The following is a 15,720-nucleotide window of genomic DNA, read 5'->3' as shown; positions in this document are numbered from 1 at the left end:
TCATGCCGCAGATACGGGTCAAGGACGCCGCCGTGTTCCTCGGAGTGAGCGACGACACCGTGCGTCGCTGGATCGACGCCGGCATGCTCGTGAGTGAGAAGGACGAGGGCGGACGCACCGTCGTCGACGGTCTGGAGCTCGCCAGGATCGCCAAGCAGAACGCCGTGCTGCCACCGGACCCGTCCAACGTCGGCCGCTCCGCCCGCAACCGGTTCGTCGGGATCGTCACCGACATCGTCATGGACAAGGTGATGGCACAGGTCGAACTGCAGTGCGGGCCCCACCGCGTCGTCTCGCTGATCAGCAGCGAAGCCGTGCGCGAGCTCGGCCTGGAGCTGGGCTCCGTCGCCGTCGCCGTGGTCAAAGCCACCAACGTCATCGTCGAGACCGCGACGATCAAGGAATGAGGAGCATCGGGATGACGATCATCGGAATGAGGACGCGCAGCAGGCTCGCGATCGCCGGAACAGCACTCGCGGCCGTGCTGCTCGCCGCGACCGGATGCTCCGCGACAGCGTCGGCGCCTGCGACGCAGACGCCCACTAAACATGCGATCACGGGCACGATCACCGTCTTCGCCGCGGCCTCTCTCACCAAGACCTTCACCGAACTCGGCCGGGAGTTCGAGAAGGTGAACCCCGGAAGCACGGTCACATTCAGCTTCGCCGGCTCCTCCGACCTGGTCACCCAGCTGAACGGAGGCGCGCCCGCCGACGTCTTCGCCTCGGCGGACGAGAACAACATGAAGAAGGCCGTCGGCGCAGGCGTGACCGGCGGCGACCCCGTCGACTTCGCGACGAATGTGCTGGCGATCGCCGTGCCGCCGGGCAATCCGGCGCACATCACGTCGTGGGCCGACCTCGCCAAGGCGGGCGTCAAGACGGTCGTCTGCGCGCCGCAGGTGCCATGCGGGGCGGCGACCGCCAAGGTCGAGGCGAACACCGGCGTGACCCTGACACCGGTCAGCCAGGAGTCGTCGGTGACCGACGTGCTCGGCAAGGTGTCCTCCGGGGAGGCCGACGCCGGCGTCGTCTACGTCACGGACGTCAAGGGCGCGGGCAAGAGCGTCGACTCCGTCCCGTTCCCGGAGGCGAAGGACGTCGTCAACACCTACCCGATCGTCGCGATCAGGCAGGGACCGAACGCCACGGGCGCCGCCGCGTTCATCGCGTTCGTGACGGGGCCGGAGGGGAAGAAGGTGCTCGAGGCCGCCGGCTTCGGCACGCCGTGACCCGGAGGCGCCCGGCGGGCGGCACCGCGACGGGCATCCCGGGCTGGGTCCTCGTCGTCGCCGCGATCGGCGCACTGTTCGTGCTGCTGCCGATCATCGCGATGGTGACGCGCGTGAACTGGGCGCAGTTCGGCGCCCTCATCACCTCGCAGGAGTCGATCGACGCGCTCCTGCTCAGCCTGCGCACCTCGGTGACCGCGACGGCGGGCTGTCTCGTGCTCGGCATCCCGATGGCGATCGTGCTCGCCCGAGTGCCGTTCCGCGGGCGCGGGCTCGTGCGCGCCATCGTGCTGCTGCCGTTGGTGCTGCCGCCGGTCGTCGGCGGCATCGCGCTGCTGGCCCTGTACGGCCGGCGCGGCCTCCTCGACGGCGCGATCCCGATCGCATTCTCGACGCCGGCCGTCATCATCGCGCAGACCTTCGTCGCGCTGCCGTTCCTCGTGCTCAGCCTGGAGGGCGCACTGCGGACGACCGGTGAGCGCTACGAGGCGGTCGCCGCCACGCTCGGCGCCGGGCCGTCGTCCGTGTTGTTCCGGGTGACGCTGCCGCTGGTCGCTCCCGCCATCGTCTCCGGCGCGATCCTGTCGTTCGCGCGCGCGCTCGGCGAGTTCGGCGCGACGCTGACCTTCGCCGGCAGCCTCCAGGGCACCACCCGCACCCTCCCGCTGGAGATCTACCTTCAGCGGGAGACCGATCCCGATGCCGCGATCGCGCTGTCGCTGGTGCTGATCGCCATCGCCATCGCCGTGGTCGCGGTGGCGCACGGCGCGGGCGAGCCGTTGCGGCGGAGGACGACATGACGCTGCGGCTCTCGGCGCAGGTCGCCGAACGCGACGTCGACGTGGAGCTGAGCCTGGCCTCCGGCGAGACGCTGGCCCTGCTCGGCCCGAACGGCGCGGGCAAGTCGACGGTGCTCGGCGTGCTGGCCGGGCTGGTCCGGCCCGACGAGGGCCGGGCGACGCTGGCCGACGAGACCCTGTTCGACCTCCCGGCGACGTGGCTGCCGCCGCACCGGCGGGCGATCGCGTTGCTGGCGCAGGATGCTCTGCTGTTCCCGCACCTGACCGTGCGGAGGAACGTCGAGTTCGCACCGCGGTCGTCGGGTGCGTCTCGCGCGGAGGCCCGGGCGAGAGCCGACCAGTGGCTGGACCGCACCGGCGTCCACCCGCTGGCCGACCGTCGCCCGAACGCCCTCTCGGGAGGCCAGGCCCAGCGGGTGGCGATCGCCCGCGCACTGGCCGCCGAACCCGACCTGATCCTCCTCGACGAGCCGCTCGCGTCCGTCGACGTCGCCGTCGCCGGAGAACTCCGCGGGATGCTCGCCGAGGTGCTCGCCGCGCGCACCGCCATCGTCGTCACGCACGACGCGCTCGACGCCTACCTGCTCGCCGACCGCGTCGCGGTGCTGCATGGCGGGCGCGTCGTCGAGCAGGGCCCCGCGCGGGAGGTCCTCACGCACCCGCGGCACCCGTTCACGGCCGAGCTCACCGGCCTCAGCCTCCTCACCGGGGAGCGGACGGCGACCGGCCTGGTGACGCCCACCGGTCTCGCCCTCGGCGGGACGCCGACCGCTCCCATCCCGGAGGGCCGAGCCGTCACCGCAGTGGTGCGGCCGTCATCGGTGACGCTGCAGGCGGGCACGCCCGTCGATGGCTCGGCGGGGATCGCCGCCGTCGTGACAGCCCTCGAGCCGCGCGACGACCTCGTGCGCGTGCGCACCGACCGCCTCACCGCGCTCGTGCCCGCCGCCGTCGTCGCGGAGCTGCGCCTCACGATCGGCGCGCGCGTCACGCTGACCGTGCCGCCCGCCGAGGTGCGCATCTCCCCCGCGTGACGCCTGCGACGCCGCCCACATTCGTCACGAATCCCGACATTCGTGCCACGAAACCGTGGATTCGTGACGAAGGTGCAGCGCGCTGGTCAATGGGAGCCGAGGTGCATGCCCGCTGTCGAGTAGCCTCCGACCGGATTCTTCGACGGCTGCGGCTCGTCGAACACCGGGTTGGCTTTGCCCGGGAGGCTCTGCGGCACCACCCGTGACCGCACCGCCGCCACGATCGCGGCGGCGCACGCCGCGACCAGCACCACGCCCGTGACCACGAGAGCCCAGCCCGCCGCCTCGCCGCGGGTCAGCAGCACGATCCCGAACGGCAGTACCGCCCACGCAGCGATCCCCGCGAGAACCGCCGCCACGGTCAGCAGCCGCGCTCGAGCCCTCCGCCGATCGACCCGCTCGAACTCCTGCATGTGTGCGCTCATGGCGACCTCCCCCGATCACGCCGAAGCCTGTTGACCCGGAGCCTAGCGCACGGGAACCGCCGGGGATCAGCCTCCCGCGAAGGGCGGCAGCACGTCCACCCGTTCGCCGATCACGGCGGCAGGATCGCGCGAGACCACGCCGTCGACCAGGAACGACCCGTTCCGCAGCACCAGCCGCATCGCGTCGCCGTAGCGGTTCGCGAGCTCCTCGCGCAGCGCGGCCACTGTGGGCTCGCTCAACGCCAGGCGCTCCTCCTCGCGTCCTGCAGCCTCCTCGGCCGCCGCGAAGTAGCGCACCAGCACAGCGGTCTCAGCCACCGATCGCTCCCATGCTCCGCACGGGAGGCACGAACCCGGCGCGCTCCATCCCGTGCCCCGACTGCTTGTTCCACATCGCGCCGCGCCACCAGCGCGCGATCTCGGCGTCGTCGGCGCCGGCGCGCAGCAGACCCCGGAGGTCCGTCTCGTCGTCGCCGAAAAGGCACGAGCGCACCGTGCCCTCCGCTGTGATCCTGGTGCGGTCGCAGGCCGCGCAGAACGAGCGCGTCACCGATGCGATGATGCCGACCGTCTCGGGGCCGCCGTCGACGAGCCACTCCTCCGCGGGCGCCGACGGATCGTCGCGGCCGACCTCCCGCAGCTCGAAGCGGGTGCGGAGGACGCCGAGCAGTTCCTCCGCGGAGACCATGTTGTCGCGCATCCAGGTGTGGTCCGCGTCCAGCGGCATCTGCTCGATGAACCGCAGCCGGCAGCCGTGCTCGAGCGCCCAGGCCAGGAGGTCGGGGGCGCCGGCGAGGGTCTGGCGCATCATCACGGCGTTCAGCTTGAGCGGAGTGAGTCCCGCAGCGTGGGCCGCGGCGATCCCGGCGAACACGGCGGGAAGCCGGTCGCGCCGGGTGAGCGCGGCGAAGTGCTCCCGGTCCACCGTATCGAGCGAGATGTTGACGCGGTTCAGCCCGGCGGCCACCAGAGCGGGCAGCCGATGGTCGAGCCCGATGCCGTTGGTGGTGATGCTGATGTCGATCCCAGGGGCCGCGGCGTGCGACAGCCCGATGATCTCGGCGAGGTCCGCGCGCATCAGCGGCTCGCCTCCGGTGAAGCGCACCTCCCGGATGCCGAGGTCGCGCACGCCGATGCCGACCAGACGCGCGATCTCCGCCGGCGTCAGGAGGTCGTCGCGCGGGATGGCCGGGAGGCCTTCGGCCGGCATGCAGTACGTGCAGCGCAGCGAGCACTTCTCGGTGACCGACACCCGCAGGTCGCGAGCCACCCGGCCGAAGCGGTCGACGAGGCCCGGCACGTCGGGTCGGCCGTCCACCTGCGGCTCCGCGCCGGCGCGGGCGCTGCGCGGGAGTCCGAGGTTGACGGCGGTCATGACTTCAGCGTAGACCGACGGAGGCCGTAGACCAGCGGTCGGTCCCCGGAATAAGCTGCGCGCATGGGAATCATCTCGTCCGGCTTCCTCGGCCGGCGACGCTCCGAGGACCCTCGCCTCCCACCCGGTCAGTACGTCACGGAGGGCTTCCCCGTGCTGTCCGCCGGGCCGACGCCGCGCATCGCGAAAGACGACTGGGCGTTCACGATCACGACCGAGAAGGGCGTCGTGCACCGCTGGAGCTGGGACGAGTTCCTCGCTCTGCCGCAGGACGACGTCGGCACCGACATCCACTGCGTCACCAGCTGGTCGAAGCTCGGGACGTCGTGGCGCGGCGTCGCGCTCGACACACTGTTCGAGAAGGTCGACACCGATTACGAGTACACGATGGCGCACTCGTACGGCGGCTACACGACGAACGTGCCGCTGAAAGACCTGCTCGACGGCAAGGCCTGGGTGGCGCACACCTTCGACGGCACCGACCTCCCGCCCGAGCACGGTGGTCCCGCGCGCCTGCTCGTGCCGCACCTGTACTTCTGGAAGAGCGCCAAGTGGGTCAGCGGTCTCGAGATGCTGCCGCAGGATCAGCCCGGCTTCTGGGAGCAGAACGGCTACAACATGTACGGGGACCCCTGGAAGGAAGAGCGCTACTGGTGACGACGGCGTGGCGGGTGGCCGATGTCGTGGCCGCGCACGAAGAGACGGCGACGGCGCGCACCATCCGGCTGCGCATCCCGGGGCTGGCGGGCCATCTGGCGGGCCAGCACGTGGACATCCGCCTCACCGCGCCCGACGGGTACCAGGCCGTGCGCTCCTACTCGATCGCGTCGGCCTCCGGCGCGGGAGGACTGGCGCCGGACGAGTTCGAGCTGACCGTGGAGGAGCTGCCCGACGGCGAGGTGTCGCCGTACCTCGTGCACGGGCTCGCGGTGGGCGACCAGCTGGAGGTCCGCGGTCCGGTCGGAGGCTGGTTCGTCTGGCGCACCGCAGACACTGGCCCCGTGCAGCTGATCGCGGGCGGCTCGGGCGTGGTGCCGCTGATGTCGATGGCGCGGGCGCACGCGGCCGCCGGGAGCGCAGCGCCGTTCCGACTGCTCTACTCGGCGCGCACGCCGATGTCGGTCTACTACCGCGACGAGCTGATGGCGCTCGGCGAGGGCACCGCTCCGCTGCGCGTCGACTACGTGTACACGCGGGAGGCGCCGCCGGACTGGCCGGTGGCCGCCGGCCGGCTGACGGCCGAAGCCGTAGGCTCGCTCGTACTGCCGGCCACGGATCCCCCGACGTTCTACCTGTGCGGATCGACCCCGTTCGTGGAGGCTGTGTCCGGGTGGCTCGTCGACGCCGGGCACGATCCGGACCGCATCCGCACGGAACGCTACGGCGGGATCGGAGGGGCACAGTGACCGACATGGACTACCTCGACGGCAACGCGGCCGCCGGGCTCCTCTCCGAGGTGTTCGCGGTCGACGTCACCTCGGCACGCGGCAAGTGCGCCCATTGCGGGGATGTGTCGGTGATCGCCAAGGCGCACCTGTACACCGACGACCACGGGATGGTGCTCCGCTGCGCCGTGTGCGGCGACGTCATCGCCATGGCGACCGAGCGCTCGAGCAGGCTGTGCCTCGATCTCCGCGGCCTCGACTGGCTCGAACTGGAGGTCTGAGCCCCTCAGCAGGCGGTCATCCGCTGCCCGTACAATCATCCGGTGCCAGCCGAAACCTCCACGAGTCTCGACCCCGACGATCTCGCGACGACTCTCCGCGTCCTCGCCCAGCTCCACGAGCTCGACCAGGAGCACCCGGACTTCGTCTCGGTGCGCCGGGCGACCGCGCACATGTTCAAGGCCGTGAAGCAGGCCAGGCGGCGCGAGCTGCGGGAGGCCGAGCTCGCCGCCGACCGCGCCGTGATCGCCGCCACCGCCACCGGCGCCCCCGACCGCATCGACGACGAGACGCGCGGCCGCGACCTGACCTCCCCCACCACGGGCGCGACCACGGCCGGCACCCTCGTCAACTCGCAGGCCTGCTACATCTGCAAGCAGCACTACACGCAGGTCGACTGGTTCTACCACCAGCTCTGCCCGTCCTGCGCCGCGTTCAGCCACGCCAAGCGCAACGCCCGCACCGACCTGACCGGCAAGCGCGCGCTCCTCACCGGAGGCCGCGCCAAGATCGGCATGCACATCGCGCTGCGACTGCTCCGCGACGGGGCCGACCTCACCATCACCACGCGCTTCCCGCGCGACGCGGTGCGCCGCTTCTCGCAGCTGCCCGACGCCTCCGAGTGGCTGCACCGGCTGCGCGTCGTCGGCATCGACCTTCGCGACCCGGCGCAGGTGATCGGCCTGGCCGACTCCGTCGCTTCGCACGGCCCGCTGCACGTGCTCATCAACAACGCCGCCCAGACGGTCCGCCGGTCCCCCGGCGCGTACTCGCTGCTGGCCGAGGCCGAGTCGCACCCGCTGCCCGACGGCCCGCTTCCCGCTCTCGAGACGTTCGGCCACACCGCCGACCCGCACCCGCAGGCGCTGCAGGCGTCGGTCGCCGCGCACCCGCTGCTGTCGTCGGCGAACGTGCGCGGCACGGTCGCCGAGCTCGTCGGCGCTGCCGCGCTGACGGCCGACGACCTGGCCTCGGCCGCGATGGCCGCCGGCTCGTCGTCGCTGGAGCGCCACCACGACGGCACCGCGATCGACGCAGGCGGACTGGTGCCCGATGTGCAGCGCGTCAACACCTGGACGCAGGCAGTCGGCAGCATCGACCCGCTCGAGCTGCTGGAGGTGCAGCTCTGCAACACGACCGCGCCGTTCATCCTCATCGACCGGCTCCGCCCCTCCCTTGCCGCCGCCGACCGCTCGTACGTGGTGAACGTGTCGGCGATGGAGGGCGTCTTCGGCCGCCGCTACAAGGGCGCAGGTCACCCGCACACCAACATGGCCAAGGCCGCGCTGAACATGCTCACCCGCACGAGCGCGCAGGAGCTGTTCGAAACCGACAACATCCTGATGACCAGCGTCGACACCGGCTGGATCACCGACGAGCGCCCGCACTACACGAAGGTCCGACTGGCCGAGGAGGGTTTCCACGCCCCGCTCGACCTCGTCGACGGCGCCGCCCGCGTCTACGACCCGATCGTCCGCGGCGAGGCCGGCGACGACCTCCAGGGGGTCTTCTTGAAGGACTACAAACCGTCGGCGTGGTGACGGTGTCGCTAGACTGACCGAGGCATCGCGGGGAGGCCGCTGGGGACCTTCCCGAAGGTCTTCCGGGCGCCTGCGTGCAGAACGTACAGTGAGCACGAAGGCAAACGAAGGGCAGCCGATGTCGAGCAGTTCCCCCTCTGGCGACAAGGCGCAGGGCGGAGGTCCTGCAGCTCAGGACGGGCCCGTCGCTTCGCGCGTGCGGCCGAAGGAGCCCGTCCCGATCCCCGGGCAGGCGCATCCGGTCGAGCCCTCGAGCCTGCACGGCAGCCGCTTCAAGCACTGGCTGCTGCGCGGCATGATCGACGAGAAGGGCACCCAGCAGGGTCCCCACGGCCGCAATCCGGAGCGGACGCACTCGTGGTGGCAGGTCATGTGCCTCACAGGAGTCGACTACTTCTCGACCCTCGGCTATCAGCCGGCGATCGCAGCGCTCGCCGCCGGCCTGATCTCCCCGTTCGCGACGCTGGTGCTGGTGGCGCTGACCCTGCTCGGCGCCCTCCCGGTGTACCGCAGGGTCGCCAGGGAGAGCTTCCGGGGCTCCGGCTCGATCGCGATGCTGGAGCGCTTCCTGCCGTGGTGGGCCGGCAAGCTCTTCGTCCTGGTGCTCCTCGGCTTCGCCGCGACCGACTTCATGATCACGATCACGCTCTCGGCCGCCGACGCCTCCGCGCACGCGATCGAGAATCCGTTCGCGCCGTCCTGGTTCCACGGCAACAACGTCATCATCACGCTCGTGCTGCTGACGGCGCTGGGCGCGGTGTTCCTCAAGGGCTTCCGCGAGGCTATCGGCATCGCGGTGGTGCTCGTGGCCGTGTACCTGGCGCTGAACGTCGTCGTGGTCACGACCTCCATCGTGCAGGTCTTCGAGCACCCCACCGCCATCGACGACTGGTGGACTGCGCTGTTCCAGCAGAACGGCAGCCCGCTGATCATCGTCGGCGTCGCCCTCCTGGTGTTCCCCAAGCTCGCGCTCGGCCTCTCCGGCTTCGAGACCGGCGTGGCGGTCATGCCGCAGATCAAGGGCAAGCCCGACGACGACCCGAACTACCCGGTCGGGCGCATCCGCGGCGCGGGGCGGCTGCTGACCACCGCCGCGATCATCATGAGCGTCTTCCTCATCACGTCGAGCTTCACGACGACGCTCCTCATCCCGCAGAAGGAGTTCCAGCCCGGAGGCGCCGCCAACGGCCGCGCGCTCGCCTACCTGGCGCACGAGTACCTGGGCAACGGGTTCGGCACGGTCTACGACATCAGCACCATCCTGATCCTGTGGTTCGCCGGGGCGTCGGCGATGGCCGGCCTCCTCAACCTGGTGCCGCGCTACCTCCCCCGCTACGGGATGGCGCCGCAGTGGGCGCGCGCCGTGCGTCCGCTCGTGCTGGTCTTCACCGCGATCGCCTTCGTCATCACGCTGGTGTTCGACGCCAACGTCGACGCCCAGGGCGGCGCGTACGCGACCGGCGTGCTGGTGCTGATCACCTCGGCGTCGCTGGCGGTGAGCCTCTCCGCTTGGCGCAAGAAGCAGCCCAAGCGCACGGTGGTCTTCGCGATCATCACCGCGATCTTCGTCTACACGACGATCGACAACATCATCGAGCGCCCCGACGGCCTCCGCATCGCGACGCTGTTCATCCTGGGCATCCTCGTCGTGTCGATCGTGTCGCGCATCGGCCGGTCGTTCCAGCTGCGCGCCACCAGCGTGACCTTCGACGTGACGGCTCTGGACTTCATCCTGGAGGACGCCGAGGAGGGCGAGATCCGGATCATCTCGCACGAGCCCGACGTCGACTCGACGAAGGAGTACGAGGAGAAGAACAAGGACGAGCGCAAGTACAGCCACATCCCGCAGCGCTCGCGCACCATCTTCCTGGAGGTCCTGCGGTCCGACTCGTCCGATTTCGAGGAGGACCTGGTCGTGCACGGCGTCGTCAAGTACGGCTACCGGGTGCTGCAGGTGAAGAGCGGCAACGTGCCGAACACGATCGCCGCGGTCCTGCTCGAGATCCGCGACATCACCGGTGTCGTGCCGACCGTCTACTTCGAGTGGACGGAGGGCAATCCGATCTCGAACATGTTCCGCTACCTGATCACGGGCGTCGGCGAAGTCGCGCCGGTGACGCGCGAGGTGCTGCGGGAGGCCGAGAGGGACGTCAAGCGGCGGCCCGCCGTGCACGTGGCCTGACCGGCACGCCCTCTCACCGCTCGGCCCGCTCTGTGGCAGCATGACCGCATGGACACGCGCGCGATCTTCGAGGCGGTCGGCGTCGCCTTCGAGTTCGCCGGCGTCGCGGCGCTGGCGATCGGCTTCGTCGTGGCGCTCGCGATCTCGCTGACCGTCTGGGTGCGCCGGCGCAGCGGCAAGGAGGCCTTCCGCACGCTGCGGGAGAGCTTCGGCGGCGTGATCCTGCTCGGGCTGGAGCTGCTGGTCGCGGCCGACCTGGTCAAGACGGTCACATCGAACCCCACCCTGACCGACGCGGTCGTGCTGGGGATCATCGTGCTCATCCGCACCATCCTCAGCTTCTCGCTGCAGGTCGAGATCGACGGGGTCGCACCGTGGCGCCGCGCATTCGTCACCGGGCCGGAGGTGCTGGCGCGGGCGGTGAAGAAGGCCGGGGGCGCCGGCTCGGCATCCGGAGCACCGACGGGCGCGCCGGAGACCTGAGCCGCGGGCTCAGCCGCGCGCCGCGCGCTCCGCGTTGCGCTGCTTGACGCGGGCGTTCTCGGCGCGCACCTGCGCCTGGGTCGCCCGCTCGGCCACCAGCCACGCGGGCGGGTCGGCGAGGAGCGCCTTGATCTCGGCCGTCGTCAACGGCTCGGTCACCCCGCCACGGGCCAGGCCGGAGTTGCTCACGCCCAGCTTGCGCGAGACGACGTCGCGCGGGTGGGGGCCGTCAGCACGCAGAGTGACCAGCCACTCGGGCGGGTTGGCGTTCAGCTCGTCGAACTCGCTGCGGCTGATCTCACGGTCGCGGAACTCCTCCGGAGCCGCCGACAGCAGGATGCCGAGCTTCTTGGCCGCGGAGGCCGCCTTCATGGTCTGGTCCTTCATGGGTTCAAGGGTATCGTCCGCCGGGCCATCCGGCCGTTCGGTAGCCTGGCCTGCATGGCCTCCCGCTTCACCCTCGCGTTCCCGTTCGGCGTCACGATCGGCAAGTGGACGCGCGTCTTCGCCGAACGGCAGCCGACCGTCGAGCTGGTGGTGCGGCCGTCCGCCGACCCGCTCGCGCTGCTGGAGGCCGGGGAGGCCGACATGGTGTTCGCCCGCGACGCGCCGGCGGACGACGACCGGCACCTCATCCCGCTCTACTCCGAGGACGTCGTGGTGGTCATGAACCACGAGCACCTCCTGACGCTCGAGGAGAAGCTGCAACTGGCCGACCTGGAGGGCCAGCCCCGGGTGGAGGGCGAGCCGTCCGAGGCGCTCATGCGCAGCGTGGCAGAGGGTGACGGCATCGCCCTGATGCCGGCCTCGGTGGCCAAAGCGCTGCGCCGCAAGGACGTGGAGGCGATCCGGCTGGAGGACGGTCCGGTCTCGCAGGTGGGCCTCGCCTGGCCACGCCACGACCAGCATCCCCTCGTCGACGAGTTCATCGGCATCGTGCGCGGCCGCAAGGCGCACAGCTCCCGCAACCCCGAGATCGCGGCCACGCAGGCCGCGCAGTCGGCGCAGGACGCCAAAGCGGCCAAGGCCGCGAAGCTGGCGGCCACGCAGTCCGCGCGGGCCGCGAAGCAGGCCAGGCGGGCGGCGGCCGCGAAGAGGTCGTCGGGCAAGCGCCCACGCCCGAAGCGCTGACCGCCGACCGCACCGGCATCCACCAGAATGGGCACATGACGGCTGACGACGGCAGCGCGACCACGCTCACGACGAGCATCGGAACCAGCATCGGGCGCGCGGCGCAGAGCGCCGTCTACCGTGCGGGAGTGGCCGGCAGGCGCCCCACCCTCCCTGTCGCGTTCCCCGAATTGGAGCGGGCTGCGCGCCGGCGTCTGTCGCGGGCCGCGTACGCGTATATCGCCGGGTCCGCCGGGCTGGAGCGCACCGACGCAGCCGACACGGCCGCCTTCGGCCGGCGACGCATCGTCCCCCGGGTGCTGCGCGACGTCGCCGAGCGCGACCTCTCGACCACACTGTTCGGCCGCACCCTGTCCTCTCCTCTGCTGTTGGCACCGATCGGTGTGCTCGAGCTCGCCCGCCGCGGCGGCGACCTCGCGGCCGCGCGGGCCGCTGCGGCGCAGGGCGTGCCGTTCACGATCTCCAACCAGGCCTCTGCGCCGATGGAGGCCGTCGCCGCCGCGATGGATGCCGTCCGCCCCGGCGCCCCACGCTGGTTCCAGCTGTACTGGAGCTCGTCGCGCGACCTGGTCGCCAGCCTGGTGGCGCGGGCGGAGGCCAGCGGCTGCGAGGCGGTCGTGGTGACTCTCGACACCCACGTGCTGGGGTGGAGGCCCCGTGACCTCGCCCTCGGCTACCTCCCTTTCAGCCGCGGGCTCGGCATCGCCCAATACACCAGCGACCCGGTGTTCGGCCGCCTCGTGCGCGAGCGGATCTCCACCGCCGCCCCCCGCGAGCGCACGCCGATCACGCCCGCCGCTGTCGCGTCGTTCGCGAGCATCCTGCGCCACCACCCCGGCGAGCTGCGCGAGAACCTCCGCTCGGGAGAGCCGCTCGCCGCCGTCGAGACCTTCCTTGACGTCTTCGCCGACCCCTCCCTCGGCTGGAGCGACCTGGCCTTCCTGCGTGAGCGCACGCGCCTGCCGATCGTGCTGAAGGGCGTGCTTCATCCCGACGACGCGCGGCGCGCGGTCGACGCGGGCGTGAACGCCGTGCAGGTCTCGACGCACGGCGGCCGTCAGATCGACGGCGAGGTCGCGGCGCTCGATGCGCTGCCCGGAGTCGTGGAGGCGGTCGCCGGCCGCCTCCCTGTACTCTTCGACAGCGGGATCCGCGGCGGGGCCGACGCGCTCATCGCGCTCGCGCTCGGCGCCCGCGCCGTGGCGATCGGCCGGCCGTACGCCTACGCGCTCGCGGTCGCCGGCGAACGGGGCGTGCGCGAGCTGCTCAGGAACGTCCTCGCGGAGCTCGACATCACGCTGGGCCTCGCCGGGGTCCGACGTGTCGCGGACCTCGACGAGTCCGTGCTGACGCGGAGCCTGTAGCCGCTACGCCACCGCCGCAGCGATCAACGACAGCAGCGCCTGCGCGTACGCCGTCGCCGCGTCATCCTCCTCGAAGAATCGCTCGGCACCGTCGAGCTCCAGCGTCACCCGGTACCCGTCCGGCGTGCGGGCGAGGTGACGGAACGACCCGCCGAGCAGTTCGCGCAGCTGATCCTCCCGCGGGATCCACAGGGCGTCCTCGACCGCGAGGGAGTCGAGCGCCCACTCGGTCGTGCCGTTGAAGCCGAGGATCGTCCCGGTGTCGAAGTGGTGCGGCTCGATCGTCATCTCGCTGACGGTGAACCGTTCGCCCGTCATCCCCGGCCGGTCGATGGCGAAGGTGTCGCCCGACACCGGCTGCCAGCGCAGCCCCGCCGCGCGGAGCAGGCGTGCGATGTCCTCGTCGATCATGGTGGATCCTCTCACTCGGTGACGATCACGATCTTGCCCCGCACGTGCCCGGCCTCCAGACGCCCATAGGCTTCGGCAGTGCGCTCGATCGGGAAGATGGAGTCGATCGGCAGCATGATCTCGTTGCGGGCGAGGAGGTCGGCCAGCTCCGCGAGCTCGGCGTTGCCGGCCGTGCGGCCGCCCACGGTGCGGGCGCCCCGGGCGGACGGGCCGAACGCCGCGATCGTGTTGATCCGCTCGGGAGGGACGCCCAGTTCGATCGCCACATCGATCGTGTCGGCGCCGTGGTTGTCGAGCACGGCCGTCACCCTCTCTCCGTCGTCGAGGAGCTCCCTCACCCGTTCGGCGAGCCCCTCGCCGTAGGCCACCGGCGTGATGCCGAGCGTCTCGAGGAACTCGTGGTTGTCCTCGCTTGCGGTGCCGATGACGGTCGCGCCGCAGTGCACCGCCAGCTGCGCGGCCAGCACACCGACGCCGCCGGCCGCTGCGCTCACCAGCACGGTGTCGTTCTCGTTCAGGTCGAGGGAGGCCTCGCTGGCCATCGCCGTGCGGCCGACGACGCCGAGCGAGCCGGCGACCTCGAAGGTCAGCGGGTCGGGCTTCTCGATGATCTGGCCGTCCTCCGGAACGACGACGAAGTCCGCGATCGACGCGAACGGGGCCGTCCCGAGCACGGCCTGACCCGGCTGGAAGCGCCTGGCGCCCTCGCCGACCTCCTCGACGAAGCCGGCGAAGTCCTGCCCCATCCCGCTCGGCAGCGTGACGCCCATGCGGGCGGCGGCCTTCTCGCTGCGATAGGCCTTGTAGTCCATGGGGTTCAGGCCGGCCGCCATCACCCGCACGAGGACCTGACCGGGACCGGGCCAGGGCCGCTCACGCTCCACGAGGTGGAGGTAGTCCCGGGATCCGAACTCCTCGAGCTGGATGAATCTGGGCACGGCCGCTCCCTTCCACTGGTACGCAGGAGCCTAGACCTGCCGCGTCGGCGACGGCAGGGACACTGGCCGACCTCTCAGCGAAGGGCTGCCATGCCGCACGATCAGCCGAAGAGCAGTGCGGCCTCCTCGTAGCGCGCCGGCGGGACCGTCTTGAGGCCCCCGGTCGCATCCGCGATCGACACGTTGACGACGTCGGTGCCGCGCAGCGACACCATCGAGCCCCAGCGGCCCTCGTACGCGGCGTCGACTGCGGCCATGCCGAGGCGCGTGGCGAGCACGCGATCGTAGGCGCTCGGCACGCCGCCGCGCTGCATGTGGCCGAGGACGGATGCGCGTGACTCGATCCCGGTGCGCTCCTCGATCATCGGGGCGAGCATCTCGCCGATGCCGCCGAGGCGCGGACGGTTGAACGCGTCGAGGCCCTTGTGCGAGTGCGCCTCCTCCATGGTGTCGAGGTGGAAGCCCTCGGAGACGACGATGACCGGGGCGCGGCCGCGGTCGCGGACCGACTCGACCCACTCGCAGATCTGCTCGATCGACTGCGGCTGCTCCGGGATGAGGATGGCGTGGGCGCCGCCGGCCATGCCCGAGTGCAGGGCGATCCAGCCGACGTGGCGGCCCATGACCTCCACGACCATGCAGCGCTGGTGCGACTCGGCCGTCGTGCGCAGGCGGTCGATCGCCTCGGTGGCGATCTCGACCGCGGTGTCGAAGCCGAACGAGTAGTCGGTCGCTGCGAGGTCGTTGTCGATCGTCTTCGGCACGCCGACGATCTTCAGGCCGGCGTCGGTAAGCCGGCGAGCCGCGGTGAGCGTGCCTTCGCCGCCGATCGCGATGATCGCGTCGATGCCGTTCTCGTCCATCATCCGCTGGATGTTCTCGGGGCCGCCCTTATCGCCCTCGAAGGGGTTGGTACGGCTGGAGCCGAGGATCGTGCCGCCCTGGCGCGAGAGCCCGCGGACGCTGTGCCGGTCGAGCGGCATGATGTCGCCGTTGACGACACCGCGCCAGCCGTACCGGAACCCGGCGAATTCGGAGCCGTACACGCGGTCGCCCTTGAGGACGGCCCCGCGGATGACCGCGTTCAGCCCGGGACAGTCGCCACCGCTCGTGAGGATGCCGATCTTCATGCTGCTCCGTT

The 15,720-nt window shown here is 71.3% G+C and carries 19 protein-coding genes; 12 read left to right on the top strand and 7 right to left on the bottom strand.

Annotated elements, in window-relative coordinates:
* Positions 1 to 2 precede the first annotated feature (2 nt).
* Genes ASF88_RS13575 through ASF88_RS13560 form a run of 4 tightly spaced genes read left to right on the top strand, consistent with a single transcriptional unit; the run spans position 3 to position 3,065 of the window.
* Entirely contained in the window at positions 3 to 407 is a 405-nt protein-coding gene (locus tag ASF88_RS13575) for a TOBE domain-containing protein (protein WP_055919332.1), read from the top strand.
* An 11-nt stretch (positions 408 to 418) separates the two neighbouring features.
* Entirely contained in the window at positions 419 to 1,231 is an 813-nt protein-coding gene (gene modA / locus ASF88_RS13570) for a molybdate ABC transporter substrate-binding protein (RefSeq protein ID WP_235493445.1), read from the top strand.
* Positions 1,228 to 2,031 carry an ABC transporter permease gene (locus ASF88_RS13565; protein ID WP_055919330.1) on the top strand — a complete coding sequence of 268 codons (804 nt, stop codon included), beginning with the start codon at positions 1,228 to 1,230 and terminating at the stop codon, positions 2,029 to 2,031. Before modA ends, ASF88_RS13565 begins: the two co-directional genes overlap by 4 nt.
* Positions 2,028 to 3,065, top strand: a complete 1,038-nt coding sequence (locus ASF88_RS13560) for a sulfate/molybdate ABC transporter ATP-binding protein (RefSeq protein WP_055919327.1) — start codon at positions 2,028 to 2,030, stop codon at positions 3,063 to 3,065. The genes ASF88_RS13565 and ASF88_RS13560 overlap by 4 nt, the downstream gene beginning before the upstream one ends.
* 86 nt (positions 3,066 to 3,151) lie before the next feature.
* On the opposite strand, the gene ASF88_RS13555 is transcribed toward ASF88_RS13560, so the two are convergent.
* The 3 genes from ASF88_RS13555 to moaA form a co-directional block, all read right to left on the bottom strand.
* Entirely contained in the window at positions 3,152 to 3,490 is a 339-nt protein-coding gene (locus tag ASF88_RS13555; RefSeq protein WP_157498348.1) for a hypothetical protein, read from the bottom strand.
* A 66-nt stretch (positions 3,491 to 3,556) separates the two neighbouring features.
* On the bottom strand, positions 3,557 to 3,808 hold the full coding sequence (locus ASF88_RS13550) for a MoaD/ThiS family protein (protein ID WP_055919320.1): 252 nt from the start codon (positions 3,806 to 3,808) through the stop codon (positions 3,557 to 3,559).
* Complete coding sequence (moaA, locus tag ASF88_RS13545) at positions 3,801 to 4,865, bottom strand: GTP 3',8-cyclase MoaA (protein WP_055919317.1); 1,065 nt, start codon at positions 4,863 to 4,865, stop codon at positions 3,801 to 3,803. The genes ASF88_RS13550 and moaA overlap by 8 nt, the downstream gene beginning before the upstream one ends.
* 63 nt (positions 4,866 to 4,928) lie before the next feature.
* Between moaA and ASF88_RS13540 the strand changes: the two genes are divergently transcribed.
* The 6 genes from ASF88_RS13540 (at position 4,929) to ASF88_RS13515 (ending at position 10,735) form a co-directional block, all read left to right on the top strand.
* Positions 4,929 to 5,522, top strand: a complete 594-nt coding sequence (locus ASF88_RS13540; RefSeq protein WP_200935280.1) for a sulfite oxidase-like oxidoreductase — start codon at positions 4,929 to 4,931, stop codon at positions 5,520 to 5,522.
* Positions 5,519 to 6,271 carry a ferredoxin reductase gene (locus ASF88_RS13535; RefSeq protein ID WP_235493444.1) on the top strand — a complete coding sequence of 251 codons (753 nt, stop codon included), beginning with the start codon at positions 5,519 to 5,521 and terminating at the stop codon, positions 6,269 to 6,271. The genes ASF88_RS13540 and ASF88_RS13535 overlap by 4 nt, the downstream gene beginning before the upstream one ends.
* 5 nt (positions 6,272 to 6,276) lie before the next feature.
* On the top strand, positions 6,277 to 6,531 hold the full coding sequence (locus ASF88_RS13530) for a DUF6510 family protein (RefSeq protein ID WP_235493491.1): 255 nt from the start codon (positions 6,277 to 6,279) through the stop codon (positions 6,529 to 6,531).
* 42 nt (positions 6,532 to 6,573) lie between these two features.
* Positions 6,574 to 8,070 (top strand): SDR family NAD(P)-dependent oxidoreductase, encoded by a 1,497-nt coding sequence (locus tag ASF88_RS13525; protein WP_055919311.1) that lies wholly within the window; start codon positions 6,574 to 6,576, stop codon positions 8,068 to 8,070.
* A 295-nt stretch (positions 8,071 to 8,365) separates the two neighbouring features.
* Positions 8,366 to 10,252: an amino acid transporter gene (locus ASF88_RS13520; RefSeq protein ID WP_235493489.1), complete on the top strand. Its 1,887-nt coding sequence runs from the start codon at positions 8,366 to 8,368 to the stop codon at positions 10,250 to 10,252.
* A 48-nt stretch (positions 10,253 to 10,300) separates the two neighbouring features.
* Positions 10,301 to 10,735 (top strand): DUF1622 domain-containing protein, encoded by a 435-nt coding sequence (locus ASF88_RS13515; protein ID WP_055919309.1) that lies wholly within the window; start codon positions 10,301 to 10,303, stop codon positions 10,733 to 10,735.
* Between the two features lie 9 nt (positions 10,736 to 10,744).
* Here the strand turns inward: ASF88_RS13515 and ASF88_RS13510 are convergent, their stop codons facing one another.
* Positions 10,745 to 11,122 carry a DUF5997 family protein gene (locus ASF88_RS13510; RefSeq protein WP_055919306.1) on the bottom strand — a complete coding sequence of 126 codons (378 nt, stop codon included), beginning with the start codon at positions 11,120 to 11,122 and terminating at the stop codon, positions 10,745 to 10,747.
* A gap of 54 nt (positions 11,123 to 11,176) precedes the next feature.
* On the opposite strand from ASF88_RS13510, the gene ASF88_RS13505 reads away from it, so the two are divergent.
* On the top strand, positions 11,177 to 11,866 hold the full coding sequence (locus tag ASF88_RS13505; RefSeq protein WP_082518961.1) for a LysR family substrate-binding domain-containing protein: 690 nt from the start codon (positions 11,177 to 11,179) through the stop codon (positions 11,864 to 11,866).
* A 35-nt stretch (positions 11,867 to 11,901) separates the two neighbouring features.
* Positions 11,902 to 13,230, top strand: coding sequence for an alpha-hydroxy-acid oxidizing protein (locus tag ASF88_RS13500; RefSeq protein ID WP_055919303.1), 1,329 nt, complete (start codon positions 11,902 to 11,904; stop codon positions 13,228 to 13,230).
* Positions 13,231 to 13,233: 3 nt separating this feature from the next.
* Here the strand turns inward: ASF88_RS13500 and ASF88_RS13495 are convergent, their stop codons facing one another.
* The 3 genes from ASF88_RS13495 to ASF88_RS13485 form a co-directional block, all read right to left on the bottom strand.
* Positions 13,234 to 13,641 (bottom strand): hypothetical protein, encoded by a 408-nt coding sequence (locus ASF88_RS13495; RefSeq protein WP_055919300.1) that lies wholly within the window; start codon positions 13,639 to 13,641, stop codon positions 13,234 to 13,236.
* A gap of 11 nt (positions 13,642 to 13,652) precedes the next feature.
* On the bottom strand, positions 13,653 to 14,579 hold the full coding sequence (locus ASF88_RS13490; RefSeq protein WP_055919297.1) for an NADP-dependent oxidoreductase: 927 nt from the start codon (positions 14,577 to 14,579) through the stop codon (positions 13,653 to 13,655).
* Between the two features lie 101 nt (positions 14,580 to 14,680).
* Complete coding sequence (locus ASF88_RS13485) at positions 14,681 to 15,709, bottom strand: 6-phosphofructokinase (RefSeq protein WP_055919295.1); 1,029 nt, start codon at positions 15,707 to 15,709, stop codon at positions 14,681 to 14,683.
* Positions 15,710 to 15,720 lie beyond the last annotated feature (11 nt).

It is taken from the genome of Leifsonia sp. Leaf336 (assembly GCF_001423695.1).
Lineage (GTDB): Bacteria > Actinomycetota > Actinomycetes > Actinomycetales > Microbacteriaceae > Leifsonia.
This window is presented reverse-complemented; position numbering and strand designations above follow the sequence as displayed.

Bases quoted from the DNA above. Each gene is read 5' to 3' on its own strand.
- ASF88_RS13495 (WP_055919300.1), bottom strand. From the start codon at position 13,641: ATGATCGACGAGGACATCGCACGCCTGCTCCGCGCGGCGGGGCTGCGC.
- ASF88_RS13540 (WP_200935280.1), top strand. From the start codon at position 4,929: ATGGGAATCATCTCGTCCGGCTTCCTCGGCCGGCGACGCTCCGAGGAC.
- ASF88_RS13530 (WP_235493491.1), top strand. From the start codon at position 6,277: ATGGACTACCTCGACGGCAACGCGGCCGCCGGGCTCCTCTCCGAGGTG.
- ASF88_RS13560 (WP_055919327.1), top strand. From the start codon at position 2,028: ATGACGCTGCGGCTCTCGGCGCAGGTCGCCGAACGCGACGTCGACGTG.
- ASF88_RS13520 (WP_235493489.1), top strand. From the start codon at position 8,366: ATGATCGACGAGAAGGGCACCCAGCAGGGTCCCCACGGCCGCAATCCG.
- ASF88_RS13510 (WP_055919306.1), bottom strand. From the start codon at position 11,122: ATGAAGGACCAGACCATGAAGGCGGCCTCCGCGGCCAAGAAGCTCGGC.
- ASF88_RS13485 (WP_055919295.1), bottom strand. From the start codon at position 15,709: ATGAAGATCGGCATCCTCACGAGCGGTGGCGACTGTCCCGGGCTGAAC.
- ASF88_RS13555 (WP_157498348.1), bottom strand. From the start codon at position 3,490: ATGAGCGCACACATGCAGGAGTTCGAGCGGGTCGATCGGCGGAGGGCT.
- ASF88_RS13500 (WP_055919303.1), top strand. From the start codon at position 11,902: ATGACGGCTGACGACGGCAGCGCGACCACGCTCACGACGAGCATCGGA.
- ASF88_RS13505 (WP_082518961.1), top strand. From the start codon at position 11,177: ATGGCCTCCCGCTTCACCCTCGCGTTCCCGTTCGGCGTCACGATCGGC.
- moaA (WP_055919317.1), bottom strand. From the start codon at position 4,865: ATGACCGCCGTCAACCTCGGACTCCCGCGCAGCGCCCGCGCCGGCGCG.
- ASF88_RS13515 (WP_055919309.1), top strand. From the start codon at position 10,301: ATGGACACGCGCGCGATCTTCGAGGCGGTCGGCGTCGCCTTCGAGTTC.
- ASF88_RS13575 (WP_055919332.1), top strand. From the start codon at position 3: ATGCCGCAGATACGGGTCAAGGACGCCGCCGTGTTCCTCGGAGTGAGC.
- modA (WP_235493445.1), top strand. From the start codon at position 419: ATGACGATCATCGGAATGAGGACGCGCAGCAGGCTCGCGATCGCCGGA.